23 protein-coding genes are annotated in these 24,123 nt (G+C 45.4%); 16 read left to right on the forward strand and 7 right to left on the reverse strand.

Annotated elements, in window-relative coordinates; genetic code table 11:
* Positions 1-10 precede the first annotated feature (10 nt).
* From sufD to BS614_RS31810, 7 genes are all read left to right on the forward strand, one after another.
* Positions 11-1,315, forward strand: coding sequence for a Fe-S cluster assembly protein SufD (gene sufD, locus BS614_RS13265; RefSeq protein ID WP_036609929.1), 1,305 nt, complete (start codon positions 11-13; stop codon positions 1,313-1,315).
* A complete protein-coding gene (locus BS614_RS13270; protein WP_074094353.1) occupies positions 1,312-2,532 on the forward strand; it encodes a cysteine desulfurase in 1,221 nt (406 codons plus the stop codon). The genes sufD and BS614_RS13270 overlap by 4 nt, the downstream gene beginning before the upstream one ends.
* Complete coding sequence (sufU, locus tag BS614_RS13275; RefSeq protein ID WP_017689537.1) at positions 2,522-2,953, forward strand: Fe-S cluster assembly sulfur transfer protein SufU; 432 nt, start codon at positions 2,522-2,524, stop codon at positions 2,951-2,953. The genes BS614_RS13270 and sufU overlap by 11 nt, the downstream gene beginning before the upstream one ends.
* Positions 2,954-2,973: 20 nt before the next feature.
* Positions 2,974-4,371 (forward strand): Fe-S cluster assembly protein SufB, encoded by a 1,398-nt coding sequence (gene sufB, locus BS614_RS13280; RefSeq protein WP_036669904.1) that lies wholly within the window; start codon positions 2,974-2,976, stop codon positions 4,369-4,371.
* A gap of 298 nt (positions 4,372-4,669) precedes the next feature.
* A complete protein-coding gene (locus BS614_RS13285) occupies positions 4,670-6,022 on the forward strand; it encodes a jacalin-like lectin (protein ID WP_244898314.1) in 1,353 nt (450 codons plus the stop codon).
* 207 nt (positions 6,023-6,229) lie between these two features.
* Complete coding sequence (locus tag BS614_RS13290; RefSeq protein ID WP_074094354.1) at positions 6,230-6,949, forward strand: M23 family metallopeptidase; 720 nt, start codon at positions 6,230-6,232, stop codon at positions 6,947-6,949.
* 149 nt (positions 6,950-7,098) lie between these two features.
* Positions 7,099-7,239: a hypothetical protein gene (locus tag BS614_RS31810; protein ID WP_017689533.1), complete on the forward strand. Its 141-nt coding sequence runs from the start codon at positions 7,099-7,101 to the stop codon at positions 7,237-7,239.
* A gap of 132 nt (positions 7,240-7,371) precedes the next feature.
* Here the strand turns inward: BS614_RS31810 and BS614_RS13295 are convergent, their stop codons facing one another.
* Both BS614_RS13295 and BS614_RS13300 read right to left on the reverse strand, forming a co-directional pair.
* A complete protein-coding gene (locus tag BS614_RS13295; RefSeq protein ID WP_074094355.1) occupies positions 7,372-8,421 on the reverse strand; it encodes an HD-GYP domain-containing protein in 1,050 nt (349 codons plus the stop codon).
* A gap of 124 nt (positions 8,422-8,545) precedes the next feature.
* The gene (locus tag BS614_RS13300; protein WP_074094356.1) at positions 8,546-9,292 is read right to left on the reverse strand and encodes a molybdenum cofactor biosynthesis protein; all 747 of its coding nucleotides are present in this window, start codon (positions 9,290-9,292) and stop codon (positions 8,546-8,548) included.
* A gap of 120 nt (positions 9,293-9,412) precedes the next feature.
* Here BS614_RS13300 and BS614_RS13305 point away from each other — a divergent pair, with 120 nt between their 5' ends.
* The 8 genes from BS614_RS13305 (at position 9,413) to BS614_RS13340 (ending at position 16,749) form a co-directional block, all read left to right on the forward strand.
* The gene (locus BS614_RS13305) at positions 9,413-10,843 is read left to right on the forward strand and encodes a bifunctional metallophosphatase/5'-nucleotidase (protein WP_074094357.1); all 1,431 of its coding nucleotides are present in this window, start codon (positions 9,413-9,415) and stop codon (positions 10,841-10,843) included.
* 73 nt (positions 10,844-10,916) lie between these two features.
* Positions 10,917-12,038, forward strand: coding sequence for an HD-GYP domain-containing protein (locus tag BS614_RS13310; protein ID WP_074094358.1), 1,122 nt, complete (start codon positions 10,917-10,919; stop codon positions 12,036-12,038).
* Between the two features lie 221 nt (positions 12,039-12,259).
* Positions 12,260-13,396: a radical SAM/CxCxxxxC motif protein YfkAB gene (gene yfkAB, locus BS614_RS13315; RefSeq protein WP_091032604.1), complete on the forward strand. Its 1,137-nt coding sequence runs from the start codon at positions 12,260-12,262 to the stop codon at positions 13,394-13,396.
* A gap of 46 nt (positions 13,397-13,442) precedes the next feature.
* On the forward strand, positions 13,443-14,795 hold the full coding sequence (locus BS614_RS13320; protein ID WP_074094359.1) for a hemolysin family protein: 1,353 nt from the start codon (positions 13,443-13,445) through the stop codon (positions 14,793-14,795).
* Between the two features lie 278 nt (positions 14,796-15,073).
* Positions 15,074-15,313, forward strand: coding sequence for a spore coat associated protein CotJA (locus BS614_RS13325; protein ID WP_074094360.1), 240 nt, complete (start codon positions 15,074-15,076; stop codon positions 15,311-15,313).
* A complete protein-coding gene (locus BS614_RS13330) occupies positions 15,303-15,578 on the forward strand; it encodes a spore coat protein CotJB (RefSeq protein WP_036609910.1) in 276 nt (91 codons plus the stop codon). Before BS614_RS13325 ends, BS614_RS13330 begins: the two co-directional genes overlap by 11 nt.
* 99 nt (positions 15,579-15,677) lie before the next feature.
* Complete coding sequence (locus BS614_RS13335; protein WP_036669914.1) at positions 15,678-16,247, forward strand: manganese catalase family protein; 570 nt, start codon at positions 15,678-15,680, stop codon at positions 16,245-16,247.
* Between the two features lie 193 nt (positions 16,248-16,440).
* Complete coding sequence (locus tag BS614_RS13340; RefSeq protein WP_074094361.1) at positions 16,441-16,749, forward strand: hypothetical protein; 309 nt, start codon at positions 16,441-16,443, stop codon at positions 16,747-16,749.
* A gap of 263 nt (positions 16,750-17,012) precedes the next feature.
* Here the strand turns inward: BS614_RS13340 and BS614_RS13345 are convergent, their stop codons facing one another.
* The 4 genes from BS614_RS13345 to BS614_RS13360 form a co-directional block, all read right to left on the reverse strand.
* Positions 17,013-18,005: a 3-oxoacyl-[acyl-carrier-protein] synthase III C-terminal domain-containing protein gene (locus tag BS614_RS13345; protein WP_074094362.1), complete on the reverse strand. Its 993-nt coding sequence runs from the start codon at positions 18,003-18,005 to the stop codon at positions 17,013-17,015.
* A 54-nt stretch (positions 18,006-18,059) separates the two neighbouring features.
* The gene (locus BS614_RS13350) at positions 18,060-18,410 is read right to left on the reverse strand and encodes a hypothetical protein (RefSeq protein ID WP_036609902.1); all 351 of its coding nucleotides are present in this window, start codon (positions 18,408-18,410) and stop codon (positions 18,060-18,062) included.
* Positions 18,411-18,596: 186 nt separating this feature from the next.
* Positions 18,597-18,965, reverse strand: a complete 369-nt coding sequence (locus BS614_RS13355; RefSeq protein ID WP_074094363.1) for a carboxymuconolactone decarboxylase family protein — start codon at positions 18,963-18,965, stop codon at positions 18,597-18,599.
* 12 nt (positions 18,966-18,977) lie between these two features.
* Positions 18,978-20,609, reverse strand: a complete 1,632-nt coding sequence (locus BS614_RS13360) for a thiamine pyrophosphate-binding protein (protein ID WP_074094364.1) — start codon at positions 20,607-20,609, stop codon at positions 18,978-18,980.
* A gap of 414 nt (positions 20,610-21,023) precedes the next feature.
* On the opposite strand from BS614_RS13360, the gene BS614_RS13365 reads away from it, so the two are divergent.
* The gene (locus BS614_RS13365; protein WP_074094365.1) at positions 21,024-21,995 is read left to right on the forward strand and encodes a Gfo/Idh/MocA family protein; all 972 of its coding nucleotides are present in this window, start codon (positions 21,024-21,026) and stop codon (positions 21,993-21,995) included.
* A gap of 179 nt (positions 21,996-22,174) precedes the next feature.
* Here the strand turns inward: BS614_RS13365 and BS614_RS13370 are convergent, their stop codons facing one another.
* Entirely contained in the window at positions 22,175-23,893 is a 1,719-nt protein-coding gene (locus BS614_RS13370) for a methyl-accepting chemotaxis protein (RefSeq protein WP_074094366.1), read from the reverse strand.
* Positions 23,894-24,123 lie beyond the last annotated feature (230 nt).

Consider the following 24,123-nt stretch of genomic DNA (forward strand, 5'->3'; position numbering starts at 1 on the left):
GGATTAATCAATGACTACACAAACAATTCTTCCGGTTGAATCTGAAGCGCTTCGCGCCTTGTCGGAAAGCAACAATGAACCCGGCTGGTTGACCGAACAGCGGCTTGAAGCTTTAAAGCTTGCGAGCGGGCTTGCGCTTCCTAAACTGGAAAAACAAAAAATCGAACGCTGGAATGTCAGCGAGTACGGAACATATAAAACAAGTGAAGCCATTTCTTCTTTGACAGAAGTACCTGCTTCTATCAAAGATCTGGTTCAGGATCAAGCTGAAGGCAGTCTGGTTATCCAGCGCAATTCCGGTACGGTATACTCCAAGGTGTCTGCTGATCTGGCAGCAAAAGGAGTTATCTTCACGGATCTGGCTACAGCGGTTCGCGAACATGGCGATCTGGTAAAACAATATCTGAACACAGCAGTGAAAGCGGATGAGCATTCCCTCGCTGCTTTGCATGCGGCACTTTGGAATGGCGGGGTCTTCCTGTATGTTCCGAAAAATGTCGAAATCGAAGTACCACTGCAAGCAGTGTTGCTTACGGACGACGCATCTGCAACGTTTGCACCTCACGTGCTTGTAGTTGCAGAAGCAAACAGTTCAGTAACTTATGTTGATAACTATGTATCTGGCGAATTGTCCGCACCTGTTTTCCATAATGGTGTTGTGGAAGTATTCGCAAAATCCGGTGCTAAAGTACGTTTCGCATCGGTTCATCAACTGAGTGTGAATGTAACTGATGTTTCATTCCGTCGTGCAGTGTTGGAGAATGATGCTTCCATCGAGTGGATTGTAGGCGAAATGAACAATGGCGACACAGCGAGCAACACGATGACCGTGCTGAAAGGCAATGGATCAAGTTCTGATTCCAAAGTCATCGCTGTAGGTTCCGGTTCGCAGAAAATCAACTACACCACAGAAGCTCGTCACTTCGGCAAGAATACACCAAGTCAGATGATTACACGTGCAGTTATGCGTGAAGAAGCTTCTGCAATCATCAACGGCATCACGAAGATTGAGAAAGGCGCTACCAAAGCCGATGGACAGCAGACAGAGAAAGTGTTGATGCTGAGCCCTAAAGCACGTGGAGACGCCAATCCAATCCTTCTTATTGACGAGGATGATGTAACAGCAGGTCACGCGGCTTCTGTTGGTCAAGTCAATGCTGAGCAGATTCATTACTTGATGTCGCGCGGAATTAACCGTACGGATGCCGAACGCCTGATCATCTATGGCTTCCTGGCTCCGGTGGTGGCGGATATTCCTCTGGAAGCACTGCGCACCCAATTGCAGTCCCTGATTGAGAAGAAGCTGGGACAATGAACCCGTCCATTCGCGAGCAGTTCCCGATCCTCCACCAGGAAATCAACGGACACCCGCTCGTATATTTAGATAGTGCTGCAACTTCACAGAAGCCTCATGCTGTGATTGAAGCAGTCAAACATTATTATGAGTTTGAGAACTCCAACGTACACCGTGGTGTTCATACCCTTGGAAGCCGTGCAACTGACGCCTATGAAGGCGCACGTGAGAAGGTAGCCAAGTTTATCAATGCCCGCCGTACACAGGAGATTATCTTTACCCGCGGGACAACGACAGCCCTCAATCTGGTGGCTTCATCGTACGCCCGCGCCAATTGCAAAGAAGGCGATGAAATTGTTATCACGCAAATGGAGCACCATAGTAATCTGATTCCTTGGCAGCAAGTTGCCAAGGAGACAGGTGCAACATTGAAATACATTCCGCTTCAGCCTGACGGTCATATTGAATTGGCTGATGTAGAGAATACGATTACGAACAATACTAAAATTGTAGCAATCGCTTATGTATCCAATGTTATGGGTCTGATCCATCCTGTGAAACAAATTGCTGAAATTGCACACCGCAATGGTGCTGTCATCGTTGTTGATGGCGCACAAAGCACACCTCACATGAAGGTGGACGTTCAGGATCTGGACTGTGATTTCTATGCATTATCCGGTCATAAAATGTGCGGACCAACCGGAATCGGTGCACTCTACGGCAAAAAGGCGCTGCTGGAGTCCATGGAACCCATTGAGTTCGGTGGTGAAATGATTGATGATGTGGGTCTGTACGAATCCAACTGGAAAGAGCTTCCCTGGAAGTTCGAAGGCGGAACCCCGATTATTGCAGGTGCGGTAGGTTTGGGAGCTGCCATTGATTTTCTGGAGCAGATTGGTATGGATGAAATTGCACATCATGAAAGTGTGCTGGCAGCTTATGCAACGGAACGTCTATCCGAAATTGATGGGTTAACGATCTATGGCCCAGCCAAGCGGCATGTGGGTGTCGTTACCTTTAACCTGGGTGATGTTCATCCGCATGATGTGGCAACCGTGCTGGATGCGAGTGGCGTAGCCATTCGTGCCGGACACCATTGCTGTCAACCGCTAATGCGCTGGCTTGAAGTTAGCTCAACAGCTCGTGCCAGCTTCTATCTATACAATAACGAACAAGATGTAGATCGGCTTGTCAGCGCCTTAATCCAGACAAAGGAGTATTTTGGCGATGCAACTTGATGATCTGTACAGACGTGTTATAATGGACCACTACAAAAACCCGCGTAACCGCGGAACATTTGATAATGACGCTGTCACGGTGAATTTGAACAATCCAACGTGCGGCGACCGGATTTCACTGCAAATTTTGCTGAAAGACGGAATCGTCCAGGAAGCCAAATATACGGGTGAAGGCTGCTCCATCAGCATGTCCTCTGCATCGATGATGACAGAGGCCGTCAAAGGCAAAACGATGGAACAGGCACTCGATATCGCTAACCGTTTTTCCTCACTGATGAAAGGTGAAGAAGTCGATTTCGACGATTATGAAGATCTCGAAGCCCTATCCGGTGTGAACAAGTTCCCTGCACGCATCAAATGTGCCACTCTGGCCTGGAATGCATTACGCAAAGGGATTGACGAAGAGAACAAAGTACAATAACGATAGGGAGGTAGAGCAAGATGGCTAAAAAAGCACCAGAAATGGAAGAGTACAAATATGGTTTTCGCGACGAGCACAAATCCATCTTTCAAACCGGTAAAGGTCTGACTGCAGAAGTGGTTACCGAGATTTCCAAGATTAAGAATGAACCGGAATGGATGTTGGAATTCCGTTTGAAATCCTTGAAACAATTCGAAAAGATGCCAATGCCGAAATGGGGCGGAGATCTCGACGGATTGGATTTCAATGAAATTCAGTATTATGTACGTGCTTCTGAAAAACAAGGTAAAACATGGGAGGAAGTTCCTTCCGAAATCAAGGAAACCTTTGATAAATTGGGTATCCCTGAAGCAGAGCAAAAGTTCCTTGCAGGTGTATCGGCTCAGTATGAGTCCGAGGTTGTATACCACAATATGCAAAAGGAATTGGAAGACCAAGGTGTAATCTTCATGGATACGGATACGGCTCTCAGAGAGCATCCGGAAATCCTGCGTGAATATTTTGCAACGGTTATTCCACCAGCAGATAATAAATTTGCTGCTTTGAATAGTGCGGTATGGTCCGGAGGAAGCTTTATATACGTGCCTAAGGGTGTTAAATGTGAAGTACCTCTGCAAGCCTACTTCCGGATTAACTCCGAGAATATGGGACAATTCGAGCGTACACTCATCATTGCGGACGAAGACAGCTTCGTTCACTATGTAGAGGGATGTACAGCTCCAATCTATAGCACGAACTCACTGCACAGTGCGGTTGTTGAGATCATCTGTAAGAAAAATGCTCGTGTTCGTTACACAACGATTCAAAACTGGGCACCAAACATCTACAACCTCGTTACGAAACGTGCGGTTGCTGAAGAAAATGCAACGATGGAATGGGTCGATGGTAACATCGGTTCCAAACTGACAATGAAATATCCTGCGGTTGTATTGAAAGGCCGTGGAGCTAAAGGTTCCGTACTCTCCATCGCTGTAGCTGGTAAAAACCAGCATCAGGATGCAGGTGCGAAAATGATCCACTTGGCTCCGGATACAACATCTACGATCGTATCCAAATCCATCAGTAAACATGGTGGTAAAGTAACGTACCGTGGTTTGGCTTCCTTTGGACGTCAAGCTGAGGGCGCGAAATCCAACATCAAGTGTGATACACTCATTCTCGATAATGAGTCCACATCGGATACAATTCCTTACAATGAAATCATGAATGATAACATCATGCTGGAGCATGAAGCTACAGTATCTAAAGTGTCCGAGGATCAACTCTTCTATCTGATGAGCCGTGGTCTGACGGATGCAGAAGCAACACAGATGATTATCATGGGCTTCATTGAGCCATTCACGAAGGAATTGCCAATGGAATACGCTGTTGAGATGAATAGATTGATCAAATTCGAAATGGAGGGCTCCATTGGTTAATCCAATGCAGCGCCTTTCGAAGCCGTAAAGCTGAAGCTAGTTGCTGATGTTAAGCGGTAGATATCGTTTTATGTGATCGAATACCCTCTAGAGCAGACTTTTTAAAAAGTCTCTCTAGGGGGTATTTTTATTCAAAAAATCTGGGGATAACAGTGATCAGAAGGTTATTCTGTTATCGGAGTGGCAAGCGGAAATATTCTTTAGTTCAATTTGTATATTTACAAATGAATAGACCAGCGTTATTCTTCCATTAACGAATATTACATATATTTGAATAGATTCTAATATGAGGAGGGGTATGATGCGAAGAAGTATAGTTAAAAAAGGAGCAGCCTTGGTATTGTCTGCTGTTGTTGCCTTTACGAGCTCTCCGTTATTTTTATCAACGGCGAGTGCTACAGAAGGTGGATCGGTATCGGGTTCATTCAACGTACTTAGTTACAATGTAAGTGGCCTTCCGGAGCTGGTATCCAGTTCCAACCCCAAGGAGTACACCGTTCAGATTTCCCCAAAATTAAATGACTATGACATCATTAATGTGCAAGAGGATTTTAATTATCATAATGAGCTGATATCCCAAGTCACTCTGCCGTATTTGACGACAACCAGCGGAATTGCGGGTTTTGGTAGTGGGTTGAACAGTCTGTCCAAATATCCATTCCGTGACTTGAAACGTATTACCTGGGATAAGCGATCTGGTGTTTTTGACAATGGAAGTGATGAATTGACTCCAAAAGGATTTACAGCAGCTACATATGAGATCACACCTCAGGTGAAAGTGGACGTGTACAACTTGCATGCGGACGCAGGTAGCGATGATAAATCGCTTGAAGCCAGACGAGATAATATCAGACAACTCTCCAATTACATCAAGGAGCACTCGGACGGGAACGCGGTTATCGTATTTGGGGATACCAATACACGGTACACCCGTGCCGCTGACAATATAGAGTTGCTCATGTCTGAGAATGGATTAAGAGATCCGTGGATCGATTTGATTCGTGGTGGAAGTATTCCCGCTGATGGGGATGCTCTTATGGATGCAACCAATATACATGGCCCGAACTATGAAATTGTCGACAAAATTTTGTATCGCGGAAGTAAAGCGTTGTCCCTTAATGCACAGAGTTATCGTTTGGAAAATCAAACGTTTGTTGATCCGAGTGGGAAGCAACTCTCCGATCATTATCCGATTACAGCGGAATTCGTGTTCAACACATCTTCTCAGTACCAACTAAGTTCAACAATCGGAGGATCCGGGGGGACCGGGTTTAATGATCTAAATCATATTCCGGAGTCCAGACCTAGCTCAGTGGTGCTTAACTCAGGCAATCGTGTAGACGGTATTTCAACGTTGTACAGGGATGGAACGAATCTGAAACATGGTGGTCAATCAAACATTGCCACACTTAACTTGGCAGACGGAGAGTATCTAACTCAGGCAACCATTAGTCAGGGGACACGAAATGGAGACAAACGGATCTTTTACGTGGAGTTGTTGACCAATCTTGGAAATAAGATTGAAGGCGGACAAAAGACATCGGATCAAATTAAACTTGAAGCACCAGCAGGGTGGTATATAGCCGGATTTTATGGAAGAGCAGGACAGGAATTGGATCAGCTAGGGGTCATATACAGACCTCTGAATTAGGAGTGTATAGTGGTTGGAATGAAAACTTAGTATATGTAACTGATAGAGTAATCATAGTAGCATAGCGCCGCTTGGAATATACGTGGGAGAAACCATAAGGTTTCCCTAATGATATTCTGAGCGGTATTTTTGTGGAATAAAATAAGACCAATAGCACAAGCCATTTCATAGATTTAAGCATTTAATGATAGAAAAGGATGTGAGTGTATGAGCGTAAACCCTTTCGAGGGCTATCGGATTACAAGTTCATTCGGCTATCGAATTCATCCCATTCATGGTGGACAGACATTTCACCGCGGAATTGATCTCGTGACAGAGCCCTGGAATGGCCCCGTCTACGCCTTTATGGAAGGTAGGGTACGTTTTGCTTCCGAAGGAGTTACAGGCTCCGGATTCGGCGGTTACGGGCTTACCGTTGCTCTTCAAGATCATCGTGGCTACTTGCATTGTTATGCTCACCTTTCGCGAATTGCCGTAACCGTTGGGCAGCGGGTGAAGCGAGGCCAGCTTATCGGTAATCAGGGAAGCACGGGTCAGAGTACTGGCCCGCATGTACATTATGAGATTCGTAAAACAAGTGCACCATCTTACGGGTATACACCCAGCGATGATGGTGTGACGGAACCGGGTGCATATCTACAGGCCGAATACGGAACTGCATCTCAGGAAGAGGAGGCTCCGCCGATGACCACTGAGCAGAAGAAAATATTTGAAGCCATGCAGAAAACGCTGGAGATTCAAGGGGGATGGATTCAGCAACAGGAGCAACTATCCAATATGGATTGTCCCGCATGGGCGCAGCAAGCATTTGATTATTATCGACCGTTTATTATGAACGACAAAGGCAGTTATGAATTCTGGAGATTACTTGTTATCATGTACCGCAAGGAAAAGGGCATCCAGGTTCATTCGGATTCCGACATATAGATCCCTGCAAAGAACAGGAATAGCAAAAGGATAATCCACTCAGGTAGATGCAGACAGACAACCATTTATCGAATGTTGCCTGTTCGCCCGGTTCATTCCACCGGAAACGTCATATGTTAGGGTATACCTGATGAAGAGGAGGCAATCACATGAGCGAAGTAGGATATGGCTGTGGTGGCAACGTAGGCGGAGTAGGCGGCGTTGGCGGATACAATATGTTCACAAACACTGGTGCAATCTTGGTACTGTTCATTCTGTTGGTTATCATCACAAAAGCATTCTGCGTGTAATCCAACATGATCGAATCGGAATAGACAAAAGGGAAGCCGTTTACGGCTTCCCTTTTGTCATATGCCAACCTATGAGTTGGTTATTTCAGTTACTATGGGGTTCTTCGTATACATGCTGTGTACAATGAACAGTTACTGTACATAAATCTCAACGATAGCAATATCTCTTTCTTTCGCTAAATCGATAAAGGCTGTAGAGGTCTGAACGAGTGGTCGGAAATAATCCGCAGGATTGTTCATGACAATGAGTCCCGTCTGACCCGTGGTGAGCAGAACCCTTTTACCGATAAAATTAGGCAGCATGTGCTTGATCAGTTCCTGTGTTGCTTCAGCATTTAACTGACCGAAGCTGAGGCTGTACAGCTCACACAGAACAGAGATCAGTTCCTGTTTGGTCTGGTATACCCGATTCGTCGTCATGGCGCTGTAAACGTCTGCTACAGCAGTTATACGGGCATATGGGTGGATCTCGTCTCCTCGCAGTCCATGAGGATAACCACTTCCATCCTCGCGCTCATGATGCTGAAGTGCAACCGTTGCCAGAATTTCATCCTGTGTGGATTCTTTAATGATATCGTACCCATAGAATGTGTGCTTCTTCATTTCGTCAAATTCTTCCGTGGTCAATTTACCAGGTTTATGTAACATTTCAGAAGGAATCTTGGACTTGCCGATATCATGAAGATATCCTGCTTTGGCTACCGTTAGACATTCCTCGGGATTGTAACCCATCCAGCCGGCGATATAAAAAGCGAGCATTCCGACTTGCAATGAATGGTTGTACGTATAATCGCTATCCCCGTCCAGCATAAGCAACAAGGAGACAACATCTTTTTGTTTTTCCAACTGTTCTGTTAGGGTAAACAAAATCTCATCGACCTGTGTCTCATCAATAAAACCCTTCTCCATCGCTTGTTGAAATAGAGATTCAGTACCTTTGATCGTATCGTTAAACAAATTAGTTAACAGACGGGTTTGATCGGAAGGTAAGGTTTGTGCATCAGAGTGTAGGTCGGATGGTGTGTGTTCTACATCTGCGTACTCGATTCCATGTTGCAACAGTTTGGATAGGTCATCTTCACTGAGGGTGGAACCTTTCATCAGCATGTGGAGACCCGAACTGTTGTATACATCATTTTGTAACAGGTCACCCGGTTTAAGATCAGTAACATGCACTCTCACGTATAAACCACCTTTTCTCGACTAATATCGACACATATAATTATAATAACAAGAAAAAAATGGGTTGACAACGACTTATTTACTATTAACCCACTCTGTCTAAAAAGGTGTAAAGGCTCATTGTTTAGTTCTCCATGGGGTTCCATGGTCCTAATTGATGTCCCTTCCATTCAGATCCATCTTCCCAAATTTCCTTTTTCCAGATCGGAACGGTCTGTTTCAGTCTCTCTATGGCGTAACGGCTTGCATCATAACAGTCGTTGCGATGAGGCGAGGAAACAGCAATGACTACACTAATCTCTGCTACATCCACTTTCCCGATTCGGTGACTGATTGCACATAACACGCCAGGCCAGCGATCGGAGATTTCCACACCAATGGCTGCCATCTGAGAAAGAGCCATCGGCACATAGGCCTCGTATTCAAGATGAACGGTGCGCTGTTCACCGGTCATTTCACGAGTCGTACCTACAAAAGTAAGAGCTGCCCCGTGATTCGGGGTAATCACTAGCGCCGTTGTTGCTTCCACGGACAAGGTGGACTCTGTAATTAGAAATAAGCCATCTTCAGTCCGATGCTCTGGAACGGTAGAGCGAAGCTGTTCATCGGATATATCCGTACCATCGCCTCCAGAGACGGGAGGGATCAACGCAAGTTCATCTTCTGAGCTAAGTATAGTATCGGCAGGAGCGTACTGCTGGTTAACTGCCAAAAAGGATGTCCTTATCTGAGAAGCTGCCTCTGGGTAGGCCAGACTCAGTTTTTCTTTTAAATCGGTAGCGGTTGGAATGTCTCCAATGTACTCAAACTCCAGAAGGGATGTATTTAAACGTTCTGCAATGCCTGCAAATAGTTGAATTGTCAATTTCATAGATATGACTCACCTCTTTTTGATCTCTAAACCCTATAAATATATCATAACGACGCGGAAAATGTTATGCTTATCCATTAGAAGAATGAACGTTTATTGAAGAGCAGGGGAGGCGGTGTGATGAGCACCAGGGAGAAGCAAACGTTAACGATTCTGCACACCAACGACATTCATAGCCACTTCGGCTCCATGAGCACCATCGCCGCTATGATCAATGAGGAACGTGACCAGGTTGGCAACTTCCTTGTATTGGATATCGGCGATCATATGGACCGTATGGCCGTTGAGACAGAAGGGACGCTGGGGACGGCTAATGTTGATGTTATTAACCTGACGGGCTACGATGCCATTACAATCGGTAACAACGAAGGACTAACCTTTACGCCAGATCAGCTCTCGCAGTCCTACGCTGGACTTCTGTGTCCTGTGGTATGCGGCAATGTTGTGGAGCAAGATACTGGCCTTGCGCCAGTGTGGATGAAACCTTCTCTGATTGTGGAGAAAGGTCCATTTCGCGTTGGTCTGCTGGGGGCAACGGCCCCTTTTACCACGTTTTACGAATTGCTCGGGTGGGATGTTCTGGACCCTGTGGAGTCATTAAGAGCTCAAGTGGAAGCATTACGTGATGAAGTGGATGTGGTGGTTATTCTTTCACATCTGGGGCTTTCGACAGATCGTAGACTGGCGGAGCAAATTACTGGAATCGATGTTATTCTCGGTGGACATACCCATCATGTTCTCGAAGAACCCTTAGTCATTGGTCAGACTGTGCTGGGTGCAGCTGGAAAATTTGGCCAATGGCTTGGGAAAGTGGTTCTGGAACGAACAAGTGTGGGAGAACCTCTCCAACTGGTAAGTAGCGGTTGTATGGCTGCCAAGAGTATATTACTGGATGATCAGGTCGCGTTGGCAATCGCTACGAATCGTACGGAGGCTGAAAGGACACTCAATCAGACGGCAGTGATAACGGATCGGGTGCTGCCCATCACGTACGACCGGGAATCCCCGTTTGCTACCTTGCTTGCACAAGCTGTTCGTCATTTCACGGGGGCACAGCTGTCTCTGGTGAATGCAGGTCAGCTTCTCGGAGAGCTTCCACAAGGTAATATTACAAAAGGAATGTTGCATTCCCTATGTCCATCTCCTATAAATGCTTGTACAATATGCTTGAGTGGAAGTCATATTCGTGAAGCACTTGAGCAGTCCTTGTTGGACGAGTTTTCAGGTAAGCCCATTGTGGGATTTGGTTTTCGTGGTCATATTCTAGGCACGTTATGTATGGACGGAATGGAAGTTCAATACAATCCAGATGCGCCAGCCTATGAGAAGATCCAGGCCATATCCATCAATGGGGAGCCTATGGACGAACAATGTGAGTATATTGTTGGGACACTGGACATGTTTACGTTCAATGTGGGGTATCCTCCTCTTGCTCATGGAACCCGTACGCTCTATCATCTTCCGGAATTCATACGCGATTTGCTGGAAACGGAAATAAAACGACCAGGGGCTCTGGACGACAGCCTGCGAGCCCGCTGGCGTCAAAGCTAAATTTAAAGTACTTGCCTTCTGCTGAAGCGGCGGCTAGTGGTAATTACATCTACGGAGCGGGAGAGGATAGGCTGTGCGTTTAGTACATATAAACTTATTGCAGCCTGGCATGAAGCTGGGGAAACGTATTTATAGTGAAGAAGGCCTTGTATTACTTAGTGAGGATGTAGAGCTAACCAGTCGATTGATTGGACGCCTTAAGGATCTCGGAGTCGGTTATGTGTATATTAAAGATGCTGCGACAGAGGACATCATCGTTCCTGAAATGTTGCAGGAAGAGACCCGAAGGAAAGCACTGGTCGAGATCAAGCAGCAATTTCAGAGCATGTCGGGAATGAAAACGAAGAATCGGATTCCTCATTTCGGTAAAGCGCTTAGTGGTGTAATGAATACCATTCTGGAGGACATCGGCAGCCAAAAGGAAGCCATGATTATGCTGATGGACATGAACTCCAGTGATTTTGACCTGTATAATCATTCGCTGAATGTATGTGTGTATACACTGGTTCTTGGTGTCGCTTCGGGTTACACACGCCAGCAATTAATGGAGGTTGGTCTGGGTGCCTTACTGCATGATATTGGCAAGACACAGATTGCACCAGAAATTCTGCATAAGCCTTCCAGATTAAGTGACGAGGAATTTAAAATCATTCAGCAGCACACTACATATGGACATCGTATTCTCAAAGACGAACCAGGTATACCGCTTCTATCTGCACATTGTGCATTGCAGCACCATGAGCGAATTGATGGCAGCGGATATCCCTTTGGGCTGAAGGATAAAGAGATTCATGAGTATGCCAAGTGGATTGCGCTTGCTGATTCGTATGATGCCATGACAACGAATCGAGTCTACAAGCAAGCCTTGCTGCCACATCAGGCCGTAGAGGTGCTGTATACGGGCTCAGGAACGCTTTATGAACAACGAATGCTGGAGAGATTCAGGGATTGTGTAGCGATCTACCCCGTGGGTCTATCGGTCACGCTCAGTACGGGAGAGGTTGGGGTAGTTGCAGCGATTCATCCACGTGTTCCTCAACGTCCACTTATCCGGGTGCTCAAGGATGCCGACGGCCAGACCTTATCTTCGCCCTACGAAATTAACCTGTCTACAGCACTGTCTGTGATGATCACAGGTGTAGAGGGTGTGGAGGATACACCTTCAGCGGCTCAAAGTGAACGGTTGGAAAGTTGAACAAGCTTAGAAATGATTAGCGCTCATGTCGTAATATCGGGGCCGTTTCGTAATGCGGTCCAGAGTTGCCTGAGCGTTTTTTTGTCATGTAATGGACAGGGTCTACGTATGCCGGAGCATTCAAAATTGTGCTATGATAAAAGATAACTCCAAAAAGAGAAACACAAGGTATGATGTAAATAAAACTTTTTAGGTTAATAAAAGGAATAAGGTGAAGAACAATGACCATGCTAAACTCAGGATCGGTACAACCGATGCCTTTATCTCCAACGAATGATCCGTGGGATCCGATTGGCTCTCTGCGTACATATGGACGCCATGTGTTGACCAGTGTAGAAATGACTGTGACACATCTATGCAACATGCGGTGTGAGCACTGTGCCGTAGGAGATATGCTTACGATGCGTGAAGCGCCGGCTCTTCCATTACCGCTGATGCTGAAACGATTGGATGAAGTGGAGCATCTGCAGACGATTAGTCTGACGGGTGGCGAGCCAAGCTTTAGCCAGAAAACAGTGGATGAGATGATCATCCCGCTGCTCAAATATGCCAAGGAACGTGGAATTCGTTCCCAGATCAATTCGAATTTAACGCTGGATATCAGCCGATATGAGCAACTTTTGCCGTATCTGGACGTTATGCATATCTCGTTCAACTACCTGAATGCTGACGATTTCCATCAAGTCGGATTTGCAAATAGTGGCAGACCTGTGAAACGTGAAGTCGCGGTGAAGATGTATGAGAAAATGATTGAAAATTCCCGCAAATTAAGTGAAGCAGGCATGTTTATCTCTGCCGAGTCCATGATTAACTTTCGTACACACGACAAGCTGGATGGTATTCATCAATTGATTCGTGAGATGGGCTGTGTTCGTCACGAAGTGCATCCAATGTATAATTCGAACTTTGCTTCTTCACTGCCCGTGTTATCACTGGACCATATGAGAGCAGCGATACATCGTTTGCTTGATGTGCGTGATAAAGATATGTGGATGCTCTTTGGTACTCTGCCATTCTTCGCGTGTAGTGCAGCAGAGCAGGATCGGGAACTGATCAACCGTTTATACAGCGAACCAAATGTGACGGTACGTAATGATCCGGACGGACGCAACCGCGTTAACGTCAACATGTTCACGGGTAATGTGTATGTGACGGATTTTGCGGACATCCCGGCGTTTGGCAACATTCGTGATCGTAAACTGGATGATGTGTTCCATGAATGGTCAGCTGAACATCCGTTGAATCAAACGGTAAACTGCCATTGTGATATCGCATCCTGTTGCGGACCAAACCTGCTGGTGGCAGATATGTATTACAAGGGTGTGGATTTCAAATCGAGAAAGGCAATCACACGTTGATATTCCAGGTGTATTCCTGAAATAGATAGAAAAGGGGAGTTTCAACTTGGATATTCATACCGAATTTCATCTTGGGCAGCTGGTATTTAATCTGGTCTGTGTCTTTTTGCTCGTATTTTTGAATGGCGTATTTGTCGCAGCGGAATTTTCCCTTGTGAAAGTAAGGCAGACACGCTTAACTCAATTGCAGAGTGAAGGAAATCGTATGGCTGGTTATGCACTGAAGGTGAATAGTAAACTGGATTCCTATCTATCGGCAACTCAGTTCGGGATTACGCTGACATCGCTTGGACTCGGGTGGCTGGGAGAACCGGCCATCTCCGAATTGCTCGTTGAGCCACTCATGTTTAAACTTGGTGTAGGAGATACAGGGCTTATTTCGACCGTGTCGGTCATTATCGGTTTTTGTATCATTACGTTTCTGCATATTGTGCTAGGTGAGCTTGCACCTAAATCGTTAGCTATTCAAAAAACAGACGGAGTGGCATTGTTTTTATCTGCACCTTTGCTGTTGTTCTACAAAATCTTCTTCCCGTTCATCTGGGTTCTGAATGTATCGGCCAATGCATTGCTGCGTCTGGCAGGTATCGAACCTGCCAGTGAAGGTGAAGCTCACTCGGAAGATGAACTTCGTATTCTGATGAAGCAGAGTGCCAAAAGTGGTGTCATCGATAAAGATGAGATCAAACTGATGGATAACATCTTTGATTTCTCCGATATGCTGGCACGTGAAGTGATGCTGCCACGTACAGACATGGATTGTCTGTACACACATATGTCTTTGGAAGAGAACCTGGAGATCATTAATGCAACCAAACATTCCCGGTATCCCGTAGCAGTAGAAGACAAGGATGAGATCATTGGATTTATACACATCACCGATCTGTTACTGGCTAAACCGGAGCAACAACATGATCTGGGTTCACTCGTCCGTCCAATCTTAAACGTTCCTGAATCCATGGAAATCAGTCATGTGCTGCGTCTGATGCAGAAGAAACATTCTCAGATGACGCTGGTTGTGGATGAATATGGCGGCACAGCTGGATTGCTGACTGCGGAAGAAATTCTGGAAGAGATTGTTGGAGACTTGTATGACGAGTTTGAGGATGAGCGTCCGCATATGGAACGCAGTGGAGATTCATTCTCCATTGATGGTCGTTCGCTTATTGAAGAAGTTCATAAGTGGACCGGAGCCATCATTGAGGATGAAGAAGTGGATACCATCGGCGGATGGCTATTTAAAGAGCTTGGGGGCAATCCAACCAAGGGGAAAACGCAGGAGCTGAATGGGTACGTTTTTGAAGTGGAAGAATCGACTCGCTTGCGAATTACCCGGGTTCGAGTGTACAAGAAATCTGTCCCTCAAGACATGAATTCGGAAGAAAATCCAGCAGAATAGAACTCGTTGCAGGAGTAAGATAAGACGAGCAAAAGTATGAAATGACGCAGATTACGAAGATCTGCCAGGATATAAGACCTTTGGAAGTTACCTAGAAGGGGAACGAACCGAAGGTCTTTTTTTTTATTTTAAATAAGAATTTGGAGAAATTCTACACATAGTTGAAACGAATTTCGGATTAACTTCGGGGACAGCGTCATATGGTTATAGAGACGGGAAACTGGAAGGACCTCAGTAATATTCAGTTGCACCAACGATGTTATAGGAGGCGTTGTTCTGTGAAAGATCCGCAACTTCGTGCTTACGCCCCTTTTGTGGGGCCGTTTGATCCTTGTCCGCCAGTAGAGATTCGGACGTATCTGGTACCTCCGCAGTTATTTATTCCATTTCAGCCCATGGGTTGGCCGCAGTACAGCCCGGCGGAAGCGTTGAGATTGGGAACCTTATGGCCTGCATTATACAGCCCTTATACACCAGCTAGATCGAAGGGAAGGAAGGTGGAAGTGGATGGAACCTGAAGTGCCGAAACCCTGTGACGCTAAATACTACGAATTGCTTGAAGAACTTCAGGCGCTGGATTTCGTGTTAGTGGAACTGAATCTGTACCTGGACACCCATCCGGGAGACTTCCAAAGCATTGAGCAGTACAACAAGTTCAGCCAGGAGCGAATGCGGGTAGCCCATGAATTTCAGCAGTTGTACGGACCGTTGATGAACTTTGGGCATGCTTTCTCCAAATATCCTTGGGAATGGTCTCAGACGCCCTGGCCATGGCAAGTGTGACACATCAGCCTCAGGCTTCCTTGCAGGGACTCTAGGGACAGGAAGCCCGAGGGTTAGAAGAAGGGCTGTATTTTAATAACGTAGAGGGAGGCGTCTTACATGTGGGTGTATGAGAAAAAACTGCAATATCCCGTAAGGGTTAGTAAATGTGATCCTCGTATGGCGAAATTGCTGATGGAACAATATGGCGGTGCCGATGGGGAGTTGGCCGCTGCCCTTCGATATCTGAATCAGCGTTATACGATTCCAGACAAGATTATCGGTCTGCTGACGGATATTGCTACAGAGGAATTTTCTCATCTGGAGATGATTGCCACCATGATCTACAAGTTGACCAAGGACGCGTCGGTGGATCAACTGGAAGAAGCGGGACTTGGGCCGAACTATGCTCAACGCGATTCTGCCTTGTTTTATACCAATTCCTCCGGTGTACCCTTTACAGCTGCTTACATTGCTGCAAAGGGCGATCCGATTGCGGATCTGTACGAGGACATTGCAGCAGAAGAGAAAGCCCGGGCTACATATCAATGGTTGATCGACCTGACCGATGACGTGGATCTGCAGGATAGTCTGAAGTTTCTAAGGGAACGCGAGATCGTGCATTCCTTGCGTTTTCGGGAGGCTGTAGAAATCCTGAAAGACGATCGGGAGACAAAGAAGATTTTCTGAACGTTTGGTATAAAAGCAGAAGTCTGGCAGTCCGATAGGGCTGCTTTTTGCTTTGAAAAGATAGTATTATTAAATAATTAATTTTAAATTAAAATTACACATAATTATATATTTTACAAATATTGTTTTTAAATCCACTTACATATTATACAATGAAATTGTAGTTAAAAACTCTATTTAGGAGATGATCATTTTGAGACTTAGTAAAGTTCTTATTTTGACTGCATGTTCCTTTATTCTGACCACTTCCATTTCAAGTGCAGGCGTGTCGGCGGCAAATATTCAACCCAATACCAGTACAAGTGTATCAGACGTAGTATCTGCTAGGCTTGAAAGTAAATTTTTTTCTGTAGTGCATTATTACCCTGTAGGTTTTGGAGTACCGAAATATCTTACGGACTATATTACGCCAGATGGCTATGTAGGAACCTTAGTGTTGGTTAGTTATCATACTGTGGATGGAATTGTTGCTGCAAGATACGAAGGGACCGTTTACAGATAATCAGAAATGGCAGATTAAACCTTCTAGTATTCAGATTCTTATAACAACGTATTTATAATAAATTTGAAAGTAGCAGTTCCAAGATAAAATAATTTGGACTGCTACTTTTCACTTTTAAATCATATTTATTGTGTAATAATATGTAAGTGGTATTTTTCACAATTATAGATGTTTAATCTTCAATGATAGGGGAGAAAAAGGAAAAAATAAAACCATCCCCGGTATACTACTGGGATGGTTTTATTGGATTTTGAAGTGTATACCTAATATTCAACCACCATGGCAACATTTTGCCACCCGGCTCCAACGGTCCAGAACAGAACTTTGTCACCACGCTGAATCTGACCGGTTGTAACCGCTCGATGTAATGCGATGAATGGACTGCTGGTTGAGGTATATCCGAACTCATCTCCGATATAGACGGCAATATCGTCACCAATGCCGACGTTCTCGGATACAGCCCGAATGTTACTAATGGATAGCTGGGAGAAGCAGGCGGCTCTGATCTCATCTGGAGCAATCTCGTTACGGATCAGCAAGGTACGAATGGACTCTGAAGCAGCATCCACACAGATGGAATCATCAAATGGGATGAATTTCACATGAAAGGCACCCGCATCTACACCCGTTTTGCCCAGCTTTGCCAAGCCTTGTGCAGGAAAAAGAGAATTACCATACACACAGGTATCCGTCTGATAGATGGAATCAATGAAACCGACAGCATGTTCATCCCGCTCTACAATAACCGCCGCTGCTGCATCACCGAAATTGGCGAAGTACACGGGATCATCGGGACTGGCGTGAGGAGCGACGTAATCCGAGCCGATGATTAATGCCCGGCGAATTCGAGGATTGCCCAGCATCTGCCGGCTAACCTGTTCGAAAGCAGCGGTCATGCCTGCACAGTTCGCGTTACTGTCAATACAGATCGTGTGAGAAGCTCCGTTAATCAGGCGATGGATCATCAGGGAATTCGTAGGAAAGATGTATTCTGGCGTTTGGCTTGCATAAGCAATCAGATCAATATCTGCACCGGTTAGTCCGGTTTTTTCCAGTAGGTTACTGACTGCCTCATAGGCCATGCTTAGTGAATTTTCGTCATCGTTGTCAATTTTATAACGTGTATCACGACCAAGTGCCTGTAACAATCCACGAATATCTACACCCCTTGCGTCAAAATGTTCAATATAGAAATCATTGTGCACCTTGGTTGCTGGATGATAGATATCGATATCTACAATACGAATTCCGGCCATCTTCATTCTCCTCTTGAGCGGAAGGGTGAATTCACAGCTTGTCCGCCTGGTTTATTAAGTGGTAACGGTAGATATGATTTCGAGATTGTCCAGACCGACTGACCGGCCGAGCCGGGACAATTGCATTTTTAGAATCGCGTTGTTCTCGAGGGTCAACACGACTTTTTTATATTCATCTTTTTTGAACAATTGAAGGCAGCCTTCCAGAAGAGGAACAATCTCCGGAGCAGTAACATTCAACTTTTTGCAATCAATGTTCAGGTCATACTCCTTGGTGTTAATAGAAGCGATCGTATCCTGATAGGCCGAGATGGAACGCAAACCGTCTTCTTGAGAGAAAGAACCCTCCAGTTCAATGTTTAACACCTTGTTTGGAACGTCAGTCTTCAGAATGAAATTTCCCATGCTTGATCTCTCTCCTTTAAATGAGTTAGGGCTATCCTGTTAGTGGATACACAGCCCATTGGGCCTCTGCTGAAAGCTTCTAAGATGCGAGCTGGTTCGAAGGATAATTTAACCATATTATAAAGGTAGGAATGTAAAAAGATCAATAAAAAAGTCGAATCATGTATAAAAATGTAGAAAAGTGAATTACTGTATTTCATCCAAGGTGGCAAGCAAAATATTAAATGCACTAATGATGCGCGGAGCACCCACACATGGTGCCAGATGTAGCAATATTCCCTTGAGCTGATCCACCGTCACTCCCACGCTCAGAGCCATCGTGTAATGTACCCCCAATTGTTCATACTGTCCTTGGGTGATCAACGAAGAGATGATAGCAACTTCCTTCCATTGATCCGTAATCGTGGTGCGCTGAAAAATATCCCCGTATGCCATCCCCATAATAAATTCCGACAATTCGGGAAAATGTTCTTTGATGGGTGCGAGAGCTCTTGCGCCGTACTCCCCAGAAAGTTTGGCGAAACGGTCCAGTCCCTGGGCTACATGTTCACTCATGATCTGCTCCTCCTAATTCAAATTTACGGTGCGGTGAGCCGTGGGTGGAATTTCATCTCGATCGGTCAGAAGCTCAATAACAGTTACCTGATTCAACGTCTGGGCTGTGTTCAGCGCAGATGAGAATTCAGCAAGAGTTTCTGCTCGAAACGCAACCGCACCGAGAGATTCGGCAAATTTGGCAGCATCCATAGGAACTTCATATAATGTGCCATCAATTCTGCCTGTTGTTTTTTCCATTCCTTTGAGTGCCATGTCCAGTTGTTTGTTGTTAACGACAATGAAAAAGACGTTCAGATTGTTGCATACCGCGGTATTGATCTCCGTCCCCAGCATCATGAAACATCCATCCCCGGTGATACATACAACGGTCTCTTCAGGTGAAGCGGCCTTTGCACCTATCGCCATACCAATGGCGTTCCCCATGCAGGCAAAGTAAGCGTCAAACACAAAGCTGCCTGGTTTTTTGACTTTATATCGCTGAACCGCGTGAAATCCATGGCTGCCATCATCAACAAACAGCTTATGATCATACGGAAGCAGATCGCTCATTCCATCTAGCACAGAAGCCAGAGACAGTTGGGGGAGATCTGGTAAAGGGACAGTGTAATCCATGGGTGTCGTGGTTCTCACAGGAGTAGGGAGGTCTTCTAATGTGCCCATCAAATATTGCAGGTTGTCCTTCAAATCACCGGTGATATGTAAGGTTTGAGCGCTCAGAATCTTGCCTACAAATGTAGGATCAGCGTCAAATTGAATGAGGTGTGCCGGGTGATGTTCAGGCTTCAGATTGCAGAGGGTCATGTCACTTAGACGTGAACCGAGTACGATATAAAGGTCACTTTGGTTCAACATGTCGTCTGCATGAGGGAAACCTCCAACACCACAAGGTCCATGGTACAGGGGATGGTCCCACGCAATCGCTCCTTTTCCACCAGGAGTAGTAATGACGGGAATGTTGAACGATTCGGCCAATTGAAGCAATTCATCATGGGCTCTGGCGCGACTTACACCTTTACCAGCAATAATTAAAGGGCGGTTGGATTGTTGAATGAGAGGAAAAATGCGATTCAGGTTAGATACGCTAAGCAGAGGTTCCGGTTCGGGAATGACAATCCGGCATTGGGATAACAACTCGGTCTGTACGTCAAAAGGAATACAGAGGTGAACAGGGCCTTTATTAGGGCCGAGTGCAATGGAAAGGGCATGGTTCAGCAGTGTGCCGAAGTGATCTCCACGCTCAACCAGTTTGCTGAATAGCGTAGCAGGCCTGAACATCTCGGCCAGATCAGCCAGATAAGAAGAAGAATCCTGACACTGGGGGAGCCCCAGTTCCTGAATGGATTGATGACCCGTAATAAATAGTACAGGCAGATTGTTAGCCTTTGCATGGGCTGCTGCAGTAAGCAGATTGGTTCCGCCTGGACCGGATGTGGCAAAGGCAACGCCGAGTTTACCTGTCTGTAATGCATAACCGGATGCGGCAAAACCTGAGCTGGATTCATGACGGCCTGGAATGAACTCTAATCCGTAATCCACCATTTTCAGTACAGCAGGACAGATGGATTTACCAATAATACCAAAGACATGAGTAACACCTAGATTACGCAGAGTTTCTGCCAAATAGTCCGCAACTGTTCTCATGCGGGACACCTCACTTCATGAAATAGGTTATTAGAACCATACGCATATTCCATTTATTGAATGCAAGTTACAGTCTAAGGTTGTAAGAGGAAATATTCATTGTTATTAGGAAGAGTATCTTTTTTTGTGGTTTTTTGTCAACCTGTTTTTGTGAGTCTAAATTCCTGATTCTTAAGTTGGTAACGCTTTAAGTATTGCTGGATAAAGTAAAAATAATTGGTTATATATCCCTGCAACGAATTACCCAATCGCAACGAGGTTACAAATAATGTAAAATAATGACTGTAAATGATGAATTTCAGCCTCTAATAGCGACTTGAAAGTTTGAGATTTATCTTTTTTCGTATCAACGCATCATCGCATTCGCATTTCTTTGCTTTCTGCTATACTGGAAAGGAATTGGGAGGGGATGGAATGACAGTCATCAAGATGGCTCTGATTGGGCTGGGTAAAATGGGATTACATATGGTTCATCTAATCGAGAATACGAAGATGGATACAAAGATTGAGATTGTAGCGGTGTGTGATGCGAATGAGGAAGGTTTGGCGTCTTTTGCAGCTTCTCATCGGGGAGTTAGGACGTATACGGATTACAAGCAATTGATGAATGAACATCAGATTGATCTGCTGTATATTGCAGTTCCGCCGAAATTTCATTACCCGGTTGTCATGGAAGCACTGGAGCGCAAAATTCATGTGTTCTGTGAGAAACCACTTGCCAATAGTGTAGAAGAAGCCAAAAAGATGCTGGATGCAGCAGAGCAGGCGGGCGTTGTTCATGCCATCCACTTCTCGATGCCGCATGAACCTTCCGTGCTGAAGTTGCAAGAGTTGATTGAGCAGGGTGCAGTGGGGGCAATTCGCAAAATAGATCTTATTTTGCAATTCCCGCAGTGGCCACGATCATGGCAACAGAATGCATGGATTACGAGCCGGGAACAGGGTGGATTTATTCTTGAAGTGGGGATTCACTGGATTCATATGATTCAAAAGGTGTTTGGTGCCATCCGGGTAGTGAGCACTCAGGTTCAATATCCTGAGAATGGAGACTGTGAACTAGAAGTACAGGCTGCAATGGAGCTGGAAGATGGAACCCGAATTCAGCTGAACGGCATCTCTCAATTTGCGGGGGAAGAACGTGTATCCATGGTGGTGTACGGTACAAAAGGCACAATTGCTCTGGAAAATTGGGAAGATTTGAAGACGGGTCTGGTGGGGCAGCCACTGTCTCCAGTAGAAGTGCTTGAATCCGCCAGTGAATTGCCGGTTCTTAAACATGTCATTGCCCGGATACAGGGCAAACCAGCTAAGATATATGATTTTAACGATGGGTATCAGGCACAATTGATACTGGAAGCGCTACGGAACACGGAACAATCAGGATAAGAAAAGGAGTGCTTAGGTTTTTTCATATGAGGTGCCGGGTGCACCTTTTCCTGATTCAGCTCTCCTTAACACAAAGAAGCATCGCAGAGGCTCGGGTGAGTCTGTCTGCGATGCTTCTTTCCTTTGATATATGCCCATGATACAGCTATTTAGATACTCGATCAGTAGGTTGAGTCGGATTATGCGAGTTTGAAGCGTTTAACCAGTTGATCAAGTGCGTCGGACATTTCATTTAACTGTTTGGACGTGTCAGACATTTCCTGCAGAGAAGCAAGTTGTTCCTCCGTCATCGCAGATACTTCTTCCGTGGCTGATGCAGTATCTTCCACAACAGCCGATACTTCATTAATGGACTTCATCACAGCCTCACTACCGGAAGTTAACTCCTCGACAACAGCAGATACCTCCAGAACTTCACCACTGAGGTTATGAATATGCTGAGTAATGGTTGAAAAAGCATTACCTGCATCCTCAATGGTCCGCAACCCTTCATTCACATGTAGAGTGCTCTCATCAACCACCTGCACCGTACTTTGAACACCTGCAACCACGGTTTCCAATATACTTGTAATCTCTTTCGCTGATGTTGCACTTTGGTCTGCAAGATTACGGATTTCCGCGGCAACGACAGCGAAGCCACGTCCATTATCCCCAGCGCGGGCAGCTTCGATTCCGGCGTTAAGTGCAAGCAGATTGGTTTGTCTCGCAATACCCGACATTGAATCTGCAATGTTGATCACTTGATCAGACATCTTCGAAATTTCATTAATGGCTTCCTGTACAGAGAGGAAGGATTGCTCAATGGAACTCATTTTACCTACAGCATTATCAATGCGCTGTTGCCCATCCACAGCAATGGATTCGGTACGAACTGCACGGCCTGCCACATCACTTGCCGAGGAGGCGACACGATTAAGCCCGTTGAGGGATTGCTGCATCGCAGCTACCATGGTTTGCGTAAGAGCAACCTGTTCATCAGCGCCTTCAGCGACACGTTCCATGGCAGTGGCAACTTCTTTTCCTGCAAGATGGCTATCGGCCACCCCTTTATCCAATCGATCCGAAGCTGTGCTCAGAATCATGGCATTGCTCTGAACGTCCAGCATCATTTGCTGCAAACCAGTGAGCATTGTATTGGCCGCCTCCGCGAGTTCACGAGTTTCGTCTTTCATTGGCGTAGCGATTCTCAGTGTCAGGTCGCCATTGGAAGAACCGATGTCATTTAATGCCTGCTTTACGGTACGAATGTTTTTAACAATGGCACGTGACAGGACCAAAGCAGTGATGAACGAGATAATGGCCACAACGATAAGTGCCCCATACAGTTCCAAGTTCAGTATTGTGTTTTTTTGCTTCAGTGCTTCTGTACGGTTATCGGTTAACGTATGCTCGTTGGTTCGAAACGTATCGAGAGCAGTCCGAATCTGGTCCATGTCTCTTTTACCTGGATCATCTGCGAAAAAATCTCGAATGGCCTGTGTATTATTGGCTTGGCGAAGGGCGACCATAGGTTCACCAGCGACCTGGACCCAGTTCTCCATATTAGTATGTATGTCTTCCAAAAGTGCAAGTTGAGCCGGATTATCCGAAATTAAAGCAGCAAGTTCATCTCTGAGTGTAATAAGTTGCTCTTTTCCTTGGGTGTAGGGATCGAGATAATTGTCCTGACCGGTGATGATGTAACCGCGTTGACCTGTCTCCATATCTACCATGTTTCTTTCGAGTTCATAAGTGAGGGCGTCTACCCTCATATCGTGATCGACCAGAAAATCCAGTTCCCGTTGGAGCTGACTTGTGCTGTTCTGAATCAGCAGGATGCAACCAGCCAGTACAGCCAGTACGAGTAAATATCCTAATCCGATCTTATAAAAAATCTTAAAGGTCTTTCGCTTTTTCATGTTTGTTATTCCTCTCTATGGGGTATATGTAGTTGTCGAAAAAAACGGAAATGTGATAATTGTAGGTCTTTAGATTAGGTGTCTAAAGAACTATTTTTTAGTATTATACGTAAAGGAACTTCTTTTGTATATAGTTTGTTTAACTACAATATAATGTTCGGTTGATACTGTATAAGGTTGGGGTTGATGATGTTTTACAATCGTAGGTTTACACGTTCAAACGTTATGTT

Source organism: Paenibacillus xylanexedens (assembly GCF_001908275.1).
Classification (GTDB): Bacteria; Bacillota; Bacilli; order Paenibacillales; family Paenibacillaceae; genus Paenibacillus; species Paenibacillus xylanexedens_A.